The following is a 15,553-nucleotide window of genomic DNA, read 5'->3' on the forward strand; positions in this document are numbered from 1 at the left end:
GCCCCACGCACGCCCCGCCCCATGTATCGCTCCGCCCGCGCAATCACGGCAACGGCACAGGAACGATTCTCCCTCCCGCATCCCGCGGACCTGAAATTTGCATCATGAGAGAGTAATATTCGTCCTTTTTCCCCTTGGGAGACACCATGCCCTCGACCGCCCGCTTCCCCGGACTGGAACGCCTCGAACTCGACTATGCCGATCTGCGTACGGCGCAGGGACTCGCCCGATTCGACGCCGCTTTTCTGGAGGAATTGAGTGCCAAGGCGCCGGAACTCGCCGGGCAGTTGCTGGCTTTCCGTGCCGGAGGGCAGGCCGAAGACAGCGCTCTCAGTGAATGGCTCATCGCCGTCGCCGCGCATGTCGAGGACTTCATCGTCCGCATGTTCACGGTCGAAACGGAAATCGACGAGTTGCGCGCGGAAATTCTCGCCCAGGACCCGGTCATGCGCATGAAGGCCGGCCTGGTGTCGCGCCGCGCCCGCCGCTACCGCGGCCAGGTCACGGTCAGCCGCGAGGAACTACACGCCTGGGTTGCCGAACGCGCCGCAGAACTCGCCTCCGACGATATGGAACTCGGTACCGCCCTGCTCTTCGACCGTCTGGTCAATGACCCCGAGGCCAACGAAGACCTCGACCGTCTGATCCAGTGGGCCGTCGTCACGCTCAAAGAACCGGAACTGGTCTCCGGCTGGGCAAGCTTCCGCCTGCCGGGCCGCGTGGATCACGCGCGCCTGGTCGAGTTGCAAGAAGCGCCTGGCGACGCGCACGGCCGTCTCCAGGCACAGCCCGTCCATTGGCGCCCGCGCGACGGCTTCGCGCTGACCGACACCCGCGCCGGTCAGCGTGAAGTGCAAGACCAGGTCAACTACTGCATCTTCTGCCACGATCATGACGGCGACTTCTGCTCCAAGGGCTTCCCGGAAAAGAAAGGCAGCCCCGAGTTGGGCCTCAAGCAGGACCCGCTGGGCAACACCCTGACCGGCTGCCCGCTGGAAGAGAAGATTTCCGAGATGCACCTACTGCGCCGCGACGGCCGCCCTCTGGCCGCGCTGGCCGTCGCCATGCGCGACAACCCGATGATTCCGGCCACCGGCCATCGCATCTGCAACGACTGCATGAAGGCCTGCGTCTACCAGAAGCAGGATCCGGTCAACATTCCGCAGATCGAGACCCGCGTATTGACCGACATCCTTGACCTACCCTGGGGCGTCGAACTCTACGATCTGCTCACGCGCTGGAATCCGCTGCGCGCCAAGCAGCCGGTAATGCGGGAATACACCGGCCGCCGCGTGCTTATCGCCGGCCTGGGACCGGCCGGCTTCACCATGGCGCACCACCTCACGCAGGAAGGCTGTGCCGTGGTCGGCATCGACGGCCTCAAGATCGAGCCGCTTCCGCAGCAGTTGATCGACGAACCGGTGCGCGACTGGAACGAGCTGGTCGAACCGCTGGATCGGCGCATCCTGCTCGGCTTCGGCGGCGTCGCCGAATACGGCATCACGCCCCGTTGGGACAAAAACTTCCTCAAGTTGATCTATCTCACGCTGCTGCGCCGTCCGACCTTCCAGGCCTTCGGCGGCGTCCGCCTGGGCGGCACGCTGACGCTGGAAGATGCCTGGCGCCTCGGTTTCGACCACGTCTGCCTGGCCACCGGCGCCGGCCTGCCGCGCGTGATTCCGATCGGCAACAGCCTGGCCCGCGGCATGCGCCAGGCCAGCGATTTTCTGATGGCGCTGCAGCTGACCGGCGCCGGCAAGGAGGACAGCCTCGCCAACCTGCAGGTGCGCATGCCCGCCGTGGTCATCGGCGGCGGCCTCACCGCCATCGACACCGCCACCGAGGTGCAGGCGTACTACATCAAGCAGGTCGAAAAGGTGCTGCAGCGCTACGAGACGCTGCAGGCCGCGGGCAGCGACGGCGAAGTGCTGCCCGGCCTCATGCCCGAAGATCAAGGCGTGCTGGAGGAGTTCCTCGGCCACGGCCGCGCGGTGCGTGCCGAACGCGAACGCGCAGCCGCCGAAGGACGTGCCCCCGAATTCATCCACCTGCTGCGCGAATGGGGTGGCGTCACCCTGGCCTACCGCAAGGGCATGAACGCCTCCCCCGCCTATCTGCGCAATCACGAGGAGATCACCAAGGCCGCAGAGGAAGGCATTTACTACGCCGAAGGACTGGATCCGCTGCGCGTCGAACTCGACGAACACCAGCACACCGAAGCCGTGGTATTCCGCCGCGTGGTGGCCGAGGAAGGCCGCTGGATTGGCACCAACGAGGAAGTGCGTCTGCCCGCACGTGCCGTATTCGCCGCCGCCGGCACCGTGCCCAACACGCTCTACGAGCGCGAGTACCCGAACACCTTCGAACTCGAGGGCACACACTACAAGCCGCACCGCAACCACACCGGCAGCCTGCAGCCGGTCGGTGTCGCCGAACACTGCAAGAGCAACGAGTTCGGCGGCTTCACCTCCTACGAGCACGAAGGCCGCAAGATCACCTTCCTGGGCGATACAAACCCCGTGTTCAACGGCAGCGTGGTCAAGGCCATCGCCTCCGCCAAGCGCAGCTACGGCGGCGTCATGCGCTCACTGAATACCCTGCCTGCGCACGATGATGAGGCCTACGACGCCTTCGCCGCGCGCCTGCACGACCGTCTCACCGCTACCGTGGCCGAAGTGCTGCATCCAAGCCCGGCGGTGGTCGAACTCTGGGTGCGTGCCCCTATGGCTGCGCGCAACTTCCGCCCCGGCCAGTTCTTCCGCCTGCAGACCTTCGAAAGCAACAGCCCGACCGTCGCCGGAACTCGGCTGCAGATCCCGGTCATCACCGTCAGCGGGACCGGCGTCAAGGGCGATCGCATCCGTCTGCTGGTGCTGCAGTGGGGCAGCGGCCCGCGCCTCACCGGCCGCCTCAAGCAAGGCGAACCCGTGGTGCTCATGGGCCCAACCGGCGCCCCGGCGCACATACCCGAGGGCAAGACGGTGCTCATCGTCGCCGGCCGCTGGGGCGCTGCGGTGATGCTGGATCTGGGCCCCGCCCTGCGCGCTGCCGGCAACCGCGTGATCTACGTCGGCGCTTTCAGCTCCGCGCACGAACTCGACCGCCAGGACGAACTCGAACAGGCCGCCGACCAAATCATCTGGGCGGTCAGCTCAGGCCGCCAGATCGACGCCCGCCGGCCACAGGACATCAGCATCGAGGCCCGCGACGTGGTCGATCTGCTGCAACGCTACGCCCGCGGCGCACTCACCGGCGACGATCAGGCGCATACGCCGCTGGCAAGCGTCGATCAGATCATGGTGATGGGTTCGACCGGCTTGCTCGGCGCGTTCCAGCAGGCACTGCAGCCGGAAGGCCGGCTACACGAGGCATTCAAGCCCGGCGTGCAGGCCTACGGCACGGTCGGCAGCCCGATGCAGTGCATGCTAAAGGGCGTCTGCGGACAGTGCCTGCAATGGCAGATCGACCCCGAGACCGGTGAACGCACGCGCGCGGTGTTCTCCTGCGCCGAGCAGGACCAGCCGCTGGCCTGGATCGACGTCGGCAACCTCGCTGCCCGCCAGTCGCAGAACCGCCTATCGGACCGGCTCAGCGCCCGCTGGCTGGATCACGTGCTAGCGCAGGTGCCTGTCGAAGAATGAAGCCGCGCGACCCCGGCTACGCGCCGGCGGCCGCCGTTTCCCGGATCAGGCCGCGCAGCCACACGTGACCGGCGTCCTTGTTCAACAATGGACTCCAGATCATCTTCAGCTCGAATGGCGGAATAACGAACGGCGGCGGAATGATCCGCAGTTGCGGATCGCCACCGTAAAGGCGCGCCGCGCGGCCGGGCAGCGTAGCGACCAGGCCGGGCTCGCGGGTCAGGTGCATGGCGACGTGATAGTTGCGCGTAAACACGCTGATGTTGCGCTTGGCGCCCAGCACCGCCAGGGCCTCGTCCACCCAACCGAGTTTCTGCACGTCTTCGGTGTCCATGCCGACGCCGACACCGAAGCCGGTCTTGCTGACCCACACGTGCCGGGCCGCCAGATAGTTCTCCAAATCCGGACGTTCGACGAATGCGCTGTCCGCATGCACCAGGCAGCAGAAATCGTCCGTCCATAGCGTGGACTGGTGGAAAGACAGCGGCAGGTCGTCGAAACGGTTCAAGGCCATATCCACCTTCCCGCTCTCCACCTCGTGAATGGTGACGTCGCTGGGCGTCATGATATCCAGCGCGACTTCGGGCGCCACGTCCGTCAAACGCTTCAGCAGCGCCGGAACCAGCGTGCTCGCCGCATAGTCGCTGGCCATGATGCGGAAAACGCGCCGGCTGGCTTCCGGCTTGAACGCGTGATCCGGCTGCAGCGTCTCCTCCAGCGTCAGCAGCACGCCACGCACCACCGGCTGCAGCCTCAGGGCGCGCTCGGTAGGCACCATGCCGACCGAGGTTCGCACCAGTATCGGATCGTTCAGCAGCGTACGCAGGCGCTTCAGGCCGTTGCTCATCGCCGGCTGGGTGATGCGCAGGCGTGAAGCGGCCCGGGTCACGTTCTGCTCGCGCAGCAAGACGTCCAGATAGAGCAGCAGGTTCAGATCGAACTTCTCGATATTCATATTCACACCATGAATTACGAAGATAACAACAATAAATTGGCTGAATTATACCCTGTCCCACTACACTGGCTTCCGAGGAGTCAAGGATTGAACGATGCGGGTCAGCAATCGGAAAGAACCCGCCGCCGACACATCCGAATCAGTCATATCACGGGGGACACGCCATGTGCGCCAGCAAACGTAGCGAACAGATTGCCCAGATCGAGAAGGATTGGCTCGAAAATCCGCGTTGGAAAAACGTGAAGCGTGGCTATAGCGCCGCAGACGTCGTACGTCTGCGCGGCTCGGTGCAGCCCGAATACACCTACGCCCGCAACGGCGCAGAACAGCTCTGGAAGCTGGTCCGCGGCGGTGCCCGGAAAGGCTACGTCAACTGCCTCGGCGCCATCACCGGCGGTCAGGCGGTGCAGCAGGCCAAGGCCGGCGTGGAAGCGATCTATCTGTCCGGCTGGCAGGTCGCCGCCGACGGCAACACCTCCGAAACCATGTATCCGGATCAGTCGCTGTACGCCTACGACTCGGTCCCGACCATGGTCCGGCGCATTAACAACGCCTTCAAGCGTGCCGACGAGATTCAGTGGGGCCGTGGCCTGGAGCCCGGCGACGAAGGCTTCATCGATTACTTCCTGCCCATCGTCGCCGATGCGGAAGCCGGTTTCGGCGGCGTGCTCAACGCCTTCGAACTGATGAAGAACATGATCGCCAACGGTGCGGCCGGCGTGCACTTCGAAGACCAGCTCGCCGCGGTGAAAAAATGCGGCCATATGGGCGGCAAGGTGCTGGTTCCTACTCAGGAGGCGGTACAGAAGCTGGTTGCCGCGCGCCTGGCGGCGGATGTCTGCGGCGTTCCGACCCTGGTGCTGGCGCGCACCGACGCGGAGGCCGCCACCCTGCTGACCTCCGACGTGGACGCGTACGACCGTCCCTTCGTCACCGGCCAGCGTACCTCCGAAGGCTTCTACGAAGTGCGCAACGGTCTGGAGCAGGCCATCTCGCGCGGCAAGGCCTACGCCCCTTATGCCGATCTGGTGTGGTGCGAAACCGGCACCCCCGACCTGGGCTTCGCACGCGAATTCGCCGAAGAAGTGCTGGCAGACAATCCCGACAAGCTGCTGGCGTACAACTGCTCGCCGTCGTTCAACTGGAAAAAGAACCTGGACGACAAGACCATCGCAGAGTTCCAGGACAAACTGTCCGAGTACGGCTACAAGTACCAGTTCATCACCCTCGCCGGCATCCACAACATGTGGTTCAACATGTTCGACCTCGCGCACGACTACGCGCGCGGCGAAGGTATGAAGCACTACGTCGAGAAGGTGCAGCAACCCGAGTTCGCCGCGCGCGACAAGGGCTACACCTTCGTCTCGCACCAACAGGAAGTCGGTGCAGGCTACTTCGACGACGTCACCACGACCATACAGGGCGGCACTTCGTCGGTGACGGCACTCACGGGCTCCACGGAAGAAGCCCAGTTCACTGCCGCCGCCGGTCGCTGAAGCGAGACGGTGTCAAACCGCAAAATCAAGGATGACTCTGGACAAGGACGTCACCCCTTCGCGGGGCATGAGCAATGACATCCGACGCGAAAACGACCGGTTTCAAAACTGCCGATCTCTATGACGAATTCGGCGACCGGCTTCAGGTCTGCGCACCTGGGCTGGCAGATTTCGGTGGACGCCGGGCCTTTGCGGGCCCGGTCGAAACCGTGCGCTGCCATGATGACAACTCCCGCGTACGCGAGTGCGTATCGCAGCCCGGCCACGGCCGGGTGCTAGTGGTCGACGGTAGCGGCTCGCTGCGCTGCGCGCTGATCGGGGACATATTGGCACAGAAAGCCGTGGACAACGGCTCCGATCAGTTTTCTCGGCGTGGATTTTTTCCCGGGCGATCAACTATATGCCGACGAAGACGGCATCGTGCTGCTGTCGCCGCCGAATTCCTGAACCTCGCCCTGGAGCGCATATTCGTGGATGAAGCGCTGCGACTGAGGATAAGGAAAGACATCGGCAATCCTGCCCGCGCGAATGCCCTCCTGAACCTCGCGCCAGTACGCCGCATCGAGCAGTTCGGCGTGCATGCCCACGAACATCTGCCGCATGCCTGGCTGCGGCATGATGAACGTCACGAACTCCTCGGGAAAGATGTCGTTCGGCCCCACCGAATACCAAGGCTCTCCGGACATTTCCTGCTCCGGCGTCTGCGGCTTCGGAATCTTCCTGAAATTCACATCAAGCAAGTACTGCACCTCGTCGTAGTCGTAGAACACCACTCGACCCTGACGCGTCACGCCGAAATTCTTCAGCAGCATGTCGCCCGGAAAGATGTTGGCCGCCATCATGTCCTTCAGCGCCACGCCGTAATCGAAAATGACGTCACGCTGAGCGGCCTCGTCCAGATCCTTGATATGGATATTCAGTGGCGTCAGTCGACGTTCGATATACAGATGTTTGATGACGAGCAGATCTCCGTCGAACTCGAGCGACGACGCAATGCTCTGCTTCAGCTCCCCGAGCAACACCGGATCGATGCGCGCAAGTGGCAAGGCTACATCGGAATACTCCATTGTATCGGCCATGCGCCCCACCCGGTCGTGTTTCTTGACCAGTTGGTAGCGACGTTCGACGATGGCACGCGAAAAGTCCTTGCCGGGCGGGAAGCGGTCTTTTATGACCTTGAAAACATAGGGAAACGAAGGCAGCGTAAACACCTCCATCACCATCCCCCTGACGCCCGCTGCGCGCTGGAACATGTCCGACGAATTCGTCATGTGCGTCAGCAGCTCGCGGTAGAATTCCGTTTTCCCCTGCTTGTGGAATCCGATGGCCGAATAAAGCTCTGCAACTTTCCGATGCGGCAGCAATTCCTTGAGAAAATACACCAGCGCCGACGGCGCCTGGGTCTCGACCATGAAATACGCACGCGAGGTCCCGAAAATTACCGTCATCTGGTTGGCGTCGGTGATCAGTGTATCCATATAGAGTCCGATTCCTTCGCGATTCAGAATCGGGATGATGAACGGCTGAACGCCGCCGCGCGTCACCACGCGCCCCACGATATAGGCCGCTTTGTTGCGATAAAACGCGGACTTGAGAATATCGAAGCGCACATGATGCAGCTTATGGTTCGCCTGCTCGGACTGTCTGGAAAAGGCCCTGACCATCAACAGGATATCTCGGTCCATGTCGACGAACGACAGGCTGAATCCGAAGTCCGAAAGAATCCTTCGAATGGTATTGCGCAAGCCGTCGACACCCGGAAAATAACTCCGGTACACGCTCTCCTTGGGAACCGGAATAGTCTCCGCCAGGGTGGTTTCGACGAAGATATTGTCGTTGTTGAAATACCGACGGTCGAAAAGTTTGCAAAAAACCGAGTTGTAGAAGGTTTCCGCGAGTTCGGCCTGCGGATGAAACATCAGCAGATCGACATAGCGACGCTTCACTTCCTGCCACAGCGGCCCGTCAAGCTCGATCATGCCGGTATCGCCATGAAAATGCTCGACTACCTCGCGCACGCGCTCTTCGTAATAGGAAATGCGATCCGCCGAGGCCTTCTGCACTCCTTTCCAATCCGCCGTCTCGAAACGGGCCTTGGCCCCGGCAGTTATCTTCTGGAACAGCCTGAAATGCCGATTGAACCCCTTGAGGATCGTGTTCGCGATAATTTCTGCCTGATCTCTCATTCCAACCTTTCACGACTTGAAGCCTTGTCTACTAGATAGCAGATGCGTCCAAGGCGTGTACATCCGAAAAGCTGATTCGCATGACGAATATCAGGAGGAACAAACAATCATGAGCGATCGTATCCAATGCGCCGACCTATCCGTCGCCCCCGTGTTCCACGCATTCATCCGCGACGAGGCGCTGCCGGGCACCGGCATCGACGCGGAGACGTTCTGGCACGCCTTCAGCGGGATTGCCCATGAACTCGCGCCCCGGAATGCGGCCCTGCTGGAGAAACGCGACGCGTTGCAGCGGCAGATCGACGAATGGCACCGGCAACATCGCGATCATCCCCACGACCAGGATGCATACGAGACATTTCTGCGCGAGATCGGCTACCTGCTGCCCGAAGGCGAGGACTTCAGCATCGACACTGCCAACGTCGATCCGGAAATCGCCACACTGGCCGGTCCGCAGTTGGTGGTGCCCGCCAGCAACGCACGCTATGCGCTGAACGCCGCCAACGCGCGCTGGGGCAGCCTGTTCGATGCGCTGTACGGCACCGATGTCATTGCGGAGACGCCGGAAACCGCGCGCGGCGACGGTTACAATCCCGCCCGTGGCGCGCAGGTGTTCACCTATGCCGCCGGCTTTCTCGACCAGGCCGCCCCCCTGAGCAGCGGCAGTCACGGTGACGTCGTCGCTTACCGGCTTCGAAACGCCAGCTGCGTGGCGCAGCTGGCGGACGGCCGCGAAACCACGCTGGCCGATCCCGCTCAATTCGTCGGCTACCGCGATGCCGAAAACAGACTCGCAGCGGTGCTGTTGCGCAACCATGGCCTGCACATCGAATTGCAGATCGACGCCGCACACCCGATCGGACAGCAGCATCCCGCCGGCCTGAAGGACGTCCTGCTCGAGGCCGCGGTCAGCACGATTCAGGACTGCGAGGACTCGGTGGCTGCCGTCGACGCCGAAGACAAGACCGCCGTCTACCGCAATCTGCTGGGACTGATGAAAGGCACGCTGGAGGCGAGCTTCACCAAGGGCGGCCGCCAGGTGACCCGCTCGCTCAATCCCGACCGCGTCTACGCCACCCCCGAGAGCGGTGAGCTGAGCCTGCCCGGGCGCAGCCTGACACTGATCCGCAACGTCGGCCACCTGATGACCAACAACGCAGTGCTGCTGAGCAACGGCGACGAGGTCTTCGAGGGCATGCTCGACGCCATGGTCAGCGCCCTGATCGCACTGCATGACCTGCGCGGCGACGGCCCGATCCGCAACTCCCGCAGCGGCAGCGTGTACATCGTCAAGCCGAAGATGCACGGCCCGGAGGAGGTGGCCTTCGCAGCCGAGCTGTTCGCACGGGTGGAGGATGCCCTGGGCATGGCGCGCAACACGCTCAAGATGGGCATCATGGACGAGGAGCGACGCACCACCGTCAACCTGAAGGAGTGCATCCGGGCGGCCCGGGAGCGCGTCATCTTCATCAATACCGGCTTCCTGGACCGCACCGGCGACGAAATCCACACCTCGATGGAAGCCGGCCCCATGCTGCGCAAGGGGGACATGAAGCACGCCGACTGGATCCAGGCCTACGAGGATCGCAACGTCGACGTCGGTCTGCGCTGCGGCCTGTCGGGAAAGGCGCAGATCGGCAAGGGCATGTGGGCCATGCCGGACGAGATGGCGGCCATGATGGAAAGCAAGATCGGCCATCCCATGGCCGGCGCCAACACCGCCTGGGTACCCTCGCCTACCGCGGCCACACTGCACGCCATGCACTACCACGAGGTCGACGTGTTCGCCCGCCAGCGCGAACTCTCGGCGCGGAACACCGCGCCGCTGCGCCGCATTCTCACCGTCCCGCTCGACCCGCGGGCGGACTGGAGCGCCGAGGAGCGCCAGCAGGAGCTGGACAACAACTGCCAGGGCATCCTGGGCTACGTGGTGCGCTGGATCGACCAGGGCGTCGGCTGCTCCAAGGTGCCGGACATCAACGACACCGGCCTGATGGAGGATCGCGCGACGCTGCGCATTTCCAGCCAGCACATCGCCAACTGGCTGCACCACGGCGTCGTCGGCGAGCAGCAGGTCATCGACACGCTCAAGCGCATGGCGGCAGTCGTGGATGCGCAGAACGCCGGCGATCCGCAGTATGTCGCCATGGCACCCGATTTCAACGGAATCGCCTACCTGGCCGCCAGCGATCTGATCTTCAGGAGTCGCGAGGTACCCAACGGCTACACCGAACCCACCCTGCACAAACGTCGCCTGGAATTGAAGGCCCGACAGGCCTGAAGTGCAGGCGGCAGGCAGGCATCATCCCTGCCGGCCGCCTGCGGCACACCGCATCAACCGCCTGACGCGTGGCCCGGCAGCGCACCGCCGGCATGGCCGCGACGCCGCCACCAGCGCATCGCGGCGTAGTCCACCGACAGGGCGCCTGCGCCGTGGAACATGGGCGCCAGCAACAGCACGCCCCACAGGAACTGCTGATAGAGCGCCGCACCGTGCAGATCGGGATAGGAAATCACCGCGACGATGTTGTAGACGAACAGCACGAAGGCGGTGAACCGGGTCGCCGTACCGGTCGCCAGCAACACCGAGAAGATCACCTCGACCAGCATGCCCAGCCAGGCCGCCAGCACCGGCGGCAGCAGCGGTACGTGGTAGACGTATTCGAACAGCGCCACCGTCGAACTCATGCTCGCGAGCTTGGCCAGCCCGGCGTACCAGAACACCTGCGCCAGGACCAGGCGAATGGCCAGGTCTCCTGCCGGCACCGAGAAATCCAACACCCTGCGCGCATAGCCGTAGAGCCTCAGGCCCCATTGCAGATACCCGTTCATGACTCCCCCTCCACAGCAATCCCATACCAACGATCGACGACACCCACGGCAACGAAATGCTGCAGGCAGGCCGCGACGTCCAGTTCCTGATCCACTTCCCATGCCTGTTCGGCGGGGGTGGCTGGAGCCGGACGGAAGCGCAGGCTGCCGAACTCCGTCTCCGCAACGCTTCCCAGCCCCGAAAAGTCGAACTCCGCCGCATCGACGGCGGTCAATGCGGTCCGCTGCAGCCACTCCAGGCGTGCGACATCCGGCAGATAGGCCAAGGCGGCAAACTCCGGCACCCTGGCGAGAAATGTCGGCAGCGCGGCGCCGAGTTCGTGCAGATCGCCGCAGCGGGACGGATGCGCCTGGAGATAGCGTTCCACACAGCCGTCGAAGCATTCCTTACCGAGCAACACGCACACCGCCGGGAAAGCCCCCTGCAGCGCGTTGCAGGAAGCGACACGCACGTTGTTGCGATAGACGGCGGTGGCGACTTCCGCGGACAGGTGCGTCTCGTCCAGGCCCGCGATCAACCCGCGGCCGAGCACCGCGTCGGCCATCGCATCCTGCAGCTCACGCAGCGCGGACATCGGTCTTCTCCAGATAGGTCCGCGCCTTGTCAGCCTCAGCGAGCAGGGTTTCCAGCTCCGGCAGATCGTTGTCCCATTCGATCAGCGTGGGCCTCCGCCCCAGGCGCACCAGCGCCTTCGCATACAGTTCCCACACCGGCGCCGTCACCGCGCGGCTGTGCGTATCGACCAGAACATCTCTGCCGGCGACCTGTTGCACGCTGAAACCGGCCAGATGAATTTCTCCGACCGCCTCAGGCGGAATGGCAGCGAGATAGTCCAACGGATCGAAGGCGTGGTTGATCGCGTTGACGTAAAGATTGTTGATGTCGAGCAGAATGCCGCAACCGCTGCGCCTGGCCAGCTCGGCCAGAAAGTCCCATTCGCTGTAGTCGGCGTCTCGATACTGCAGATAGGCCGAAAGATTTTCGATCAGGATCGTGCGGCCCAGGCGCTCCTGTACGGCCCCCACGCGGGCGCAGACATGGTGCAACGCTTCGACCGTATACGGCAGCGGCAGCAGATCGTTCACGTAGCGGCCGTCGCCGGCCTGCCCCCAGCACAGATGCTCCGACACCAGAAACGGCTCGATGCGTTTGATCAGACGGTCCAGCTTGTCCAAATGCGTCTGCGACAACGGCGCTGCCGAGCCCAAGCCGAGTCCCACGCCATGCAAGCTGACGGGGTAGTCGGCGCGCACCCGCGCCAGAACGTGGATCACCGGGCCACCTTCCACGAAAAAGTTCTCGCTGTGCACTTCGACCCAGTCGACTGCGGGCCGCGTCGCGAGAAACACGCCATGGTGAGGGGCGCGCAGACCGATCCCCACGGCCTCAGGTGCGGGCGGCGCGCAGATTTCAGAAGCGCCGCTCCAGTCACCCGGCTCGGGTAATGCGCGAGCCGCATTTCGCTTGATCCGATTCATGTTGCCTCCCCCCGATAGGAACCGCCTCGCCCGAACGCTGCGGGCGAGGCGGTGGACGACTACATGCCCGGCTTGGTGCTGCCGCCGGCGAGCTTGCTGCAGACGCCCGTCGGCACAAGCACGAAGGACTGCGGATCGCTCGCCTTGCTGGCCTGGCCGGCGCATGCGTGATCGGAAGATCCGCAATCGTTCTTGTGCACGGCATTGACGCCGTAGCACTTTTCCATACCGGCAGCATTGGCGACCGTCGCCACACCGCTGGCTCCCAGGGCCAGCAGGCCCGCCATCGCGTAATTGATCGCCCGACGCTTCTGGTTCATCGTTGAATCCTCCCTTGGATCACTTGAGTTCGAAGACGCAAACTGCGCCCTCGCAAACTCAGTCGTCGCAAGTGCCCGAGGACTTACACCCGCAGCGAATTTTTTTGCGATGAAACGAAAACGGGCCGCAGCGGCTTTGCCGCTGCGGCCCGTTGGACGTACGAATAAAACTGGACGGAGCCTGGTATTCCGCGCCGATCCGCCTACTTGAGGCTTTCGACCCGGATGCGGGTCAGCGGCATGGTAATCGCCTCCAGCAGCTGAATGGCTTCGATCGCCTCGTTCATCTGCAACTCGCGCACCGGCGCGGTGAGAATGACGATCGAAGCATCTTCAGCGTCTTACCGGCAGATCGGCCAGCGCGTCCGGCTGGAAGGCCAGATGCGGTACGCGGTTGTTCGGATCGACGGTCAGGTCGCGTGCCACGTCGACCAGATCCGCCACCACGGCCGAGGCCGTGGGCTCGGCCCCGGCGCCGGGACCATAGTACAGCGTCGGCCCGACCGCATCGCCACGCACCAGCACCGCGTTCATCACCCCGTCGACATTCGCCAGCAGGCGGCGCTCCGGAATCAGCGTGGGATGCACGCGCAGTTCGATGCCTTCCGGCTGCCGGCGCGCCACCCCCAGGTGCTTGATGCGATAGCCAAGCTCCGCAGCATTGCCGACGTCCTCACGGGTAATGCGCGTGATGCCTTCGGTGTACACACGGTCGAACTGCAGCGGGATGCCGAAGGCGATGGAAGCCAGGATGGTGAGCTTGTGCGCGGCGTCGATACCCTCGACGTCAAAGGTCGGATCGGCCTCCGCATAGCCCAGGCTCTGCGCCTCGGACAACACGTCCTCGAAATCGCGCCCCTTGTCACGCATTTCGGTGAGGATGAAGTTGCCGGTGCCGTTGATGATGCCGGCGAGCCATTCGATGGTGTTGCCCGACAAGGCCTCACGGATCGCCTTGATGATGGGAATACCACCGCCGACAGCGGCCTCGAAGGCGACCGTCACGCCCTGCGCGCTGGCGCGGGCGAAGATCTCGTTGCCGTGCAGAGCGATAAGCGCCTTGTTGGCGGTTACCACATGCTTGCCGTTGTCTATGGCACGCATCACCAGCTCGTGAGCCAGCCCCGTACCGCCGATCATCTCGAGGACGATCTGCACTTCGGGGTCGTCCACGACTTCGTGGGGCTGCGAGGTCAGCGCAATACCGCTGAGGTCGCAGTCGCGCTCGCGCGTCAGATCACGGGCGGACGCGCGGACGATGCGTATGCCACGGCCCGCGCGGCGTTGGATTTCTTCGGCATTACGGGCCAGCACGCGGACCACTCCGCTACCGACCGTTCCCAGGCCCAACAGGCCGACTTTCACTGGCTCCAAGAAAAACCCCTTTGTTTTTCTATATGTTGCATGACTGTTCGCATGTGACTTGTCATTCGGAATTGCGCAGCATGTGGCGAATCCCGCGGATCGCCTGGCGCGTACGATGGCCGTTCTCGATCAGACCGAACCGCACGTGATCATCACCATAGGAACCGAAACCGACGCCCGGCGCCACGGCCACCTTGGCCTCCTTGAGCAGGCGCTTGGAAAACTCCAGCGAACCGAGTTCGCGATACTGCTCAGGAATCCGCGCCCACACGAACATCGTCGCCTTGGGAGACTCGACCTCCCAACCGGCGGAATTGAGCCCGTCGCAGAGCACATCGCGGCGTCCCCGATAGGTTTCGCGGATTTCGTCCACGCAGTCCTGGGGGCCTTCCAGCGCGGTGATGGCGGCCACCTGTATAGGCGTGAACATGCCGTAGTCGAGATAGGATTTCATGCGCGCCAGCGCAGCGACGAGCTTGGGGTTGCCGCACATGAAACCGACCCGCCAGCCCGGCATGTTGTAGGTCTTGGACAAGGAGTAGAACTCGACGGCGACGTCCTTGGCATCCGGCACCTGCAGGATCGAAGGCGCGCGGTAGCCGTCGAACACGATCTCCGCATAGGCGATGTCATGCACCACCCAGATGCCATGCTCGCGAGCTATGGCGATCACTTTTTCGAAGAAATCGAGTTCGACGCACTGCCCGGTCGGATTGCCGGGGAAGTTCAGGATGAGCATCTTTGGCCGCGGCCAGCTCTCGACGATGGCGCGTTCGAGTTCGTGGAAGAAGTCGACCTCCGGCGTCATCGGCACGTGCCGGATATCGGCACCGGCAATCACGCAGCCATAGGGGTGGATCGGATAGGCTGGATTGGGTACCAGAACGGCGTCGCCGGGGCCGAGCGTGGCCAGCGCCAGATGCGCGAGCCCCTCCTTGGAGCCGATGGTCACGATGGCCTCGGACTCCGGATCGAGTTCGACGTCGAAGCGTTCCTTGTACCACCCGCAGATGGCGCGCCGTAGCCGCGGGATGCCGCGCGAAACGGAGTAGCGATGGGTATCGCCGCGTTGCGCCGCCTCCACCAGCTTGTCGACAATATGCTTCGGTGTCGGCTGGTCCGGATTGCCCATACCGAAATCGATGATGTCCTCGCCACGGGCTCTGGCCTTCGCCTTGAGTTCGTTGACGATGTTGAAAACATACGGGGGTAGCCGCTGGATGCGCGGAAAATCGTCTTTCACTGAAGTCTCTGCGGGCAGATTGACGCGGGGGATTAC

The 15,553-nt window shown here is 63.5% G+C and carries 10 protein-coding genes and 2 pseudogenes; 4 read left to right on the forward strand and 8 right to left on the reverse strand.

Annotated elements, in window-relative coordinates; translation table 11 throughout:
- Positions 1-146 precede the first annotated feature (146 nt).
- The gene (locus tag P8014_RS03580; protein WP_337815939.1) at positions 147-3,641 is read left to right on the forward strand and encodes an FAD-dependent oxidoreductase; all 3,495 of its coding nucleotides are present in this window, start codon (positions 147-149) and stop codon (positions 3,639-3,641) included.
- 16 nt (positions 3,642-3,657) lie between these two features.
- Here the strand turns inward: P8014_RS03580 and P8014_RS03585 are convergent, their stop codons facing one another.
- Positions 3,658-4,596, reverse strand: a complete 939-nt coding sequence (locus tag P8014_RS03585) for a LysR family transcriptional regulator (RefSeq protein WP_337815940.1) — start codon at positions 4,594-4,596, stop codon at positions 3,658-3,660.
- A gap of 164 nt (positions 4,597-4,760) precedes the next feature.
- On the opposite strand from P8014_RS03585, the gene aceA reads away from it, so the two are divergent.
- Both aceA and P8014_RS03595 read left to right on the forward strand, forming a co-directional pair.
- Positions 4,761-6,092: an isocitrate lyase gene (aceA, locus tag P8014_RS03590; RefSeq protein WP_337815941.1), complete on the forward strand. Its 1,332-nt coding sequence runs from the start codon at positions 4,761-4,763 to the stop codon at positions 6,090-6,092.
- 74 nt (positions 6,093-6,166) lie between these two features.
- A pseudogene (locus P8014_RS03595) lies at positions 6,167-6,539 on the forward strand (putative 4-hydroxy-4-methyl-2-oxoglutarate aldolase).
- Here the strand turns inward: P8014_RS03595 and aceK are convergent.
- The gene (gene aceK / locus P8014_RS03600; protein WP_337815942.1) at positions 6,485-8,278 is read right to left on the reverse strand and encodes a bifunctional isocitrate dehydrogenase kinase/phosphatase; all 1,794 of its coding nucleotides are present in this window, start codon (positions 8,276-8,278) and stop codon (positions 6,485-6,487) included. The pseudogene P8014_RS03595 and the gene aceK overlap by 55 nt on opposite strands.
- A 109-nt stretch (positions 8,279-8,387) precedes the next feature.
- Between aceK and P8014_RS03605 the strand changes: the two genes are divergently transcribed.
- Entirely contained in the window at positions 8,388-10,559 is a 2,172-nt protein-coding gene (locus P8014_RS03605) for a malate synthase G (RefSeq protein ID WP_337815943.1), read from the forward strand.
- Positions 10,560-10,612: 53 nt separating this feature from the next.
- On the opposite strand, the gene P8014_RS03610 is transcribed toward P8014_RS03605, so the two are convergent.
- From P8014_RS03610 to alaC, 6 genes and pseudogenes are all read right to left on the reverse strand, one after another.
- Positions 10,613-11,110, reverse strand: coding sequence for a DoxX family protein (locus P8014_RS03610; protein ID WP_337815944.1), 498 nt, complete (start codon positions 11,108-11,110; stop codon positions 10,613-10,615).
- Positions 11,107-11,685 (reverse strand): DNA-binding domain-containing protein, encoded by a 579-nt coding sequence (locus P8014_RS03615; RefSeq protein ID WP_337815945.1) that lies wholly within the window; start codon positions 11,683-11,685, stop codon positions 11,107-11,109. Before P8014_RS03615 ends, P8014_RS03610 begins: the two co-directional genes overlap by 4 nt.
- A complete protein-coding gene (locus tag P8014_RS03620) occupies positions 11,669-12,589 on the reverse strand; it encodes a DUF692 domain-containing protein (protein WP_337815946.1) in 921 nt (306 codons plus the stop codon). Before P8014_RS03620 ends, P8014_RS03615 begins: the two co-directional genes overlap by 17 nt.
- Before the next feature lie 59 nt (positions 12,590-12,648).
- Positions 12,649-12,909, reverse strand: coding sequence for a DUF2282 domain-containing protein (locus P8014_RS03625; protein ID WP_337815947.1), 261 nt, complete (start codon positions 12,907-12,909; stop codon positions 12,649-12,651).
- A 203-nt stretch (positions 12,910-13,112) separates the two neighbouring features.
- A pseudogene (locus P8014_RS03630) lies at positions 13,113-14,283 on the reverse strand (homoserine dehydrogenase).
- A 52-nt stretch (positions 14,284-14,335) separates the two neighbouring features.
- Positions 14,336-15,517, reverse strand: coding sequence for an alanine transaminase (alaC, locus tag P8014_RS03635; protein ID WP_337815948.1), 1,182 nt, complete (start codon positions 15,515-15,517; stop codon positions 14,336-14,338).
- Between the last annotated feature and the right edge of the window lie 36 nt (positions 15,518-15,553).

It is taken from the genome of Acidihalobacter sp. (assembly GCF_037381185.1).
GTDB lineage: Bacteria > Pseudomonadota > Gammaproteobacteria > DSM-5130 > Acidihalobacteraceae > Acidihalobacter_A.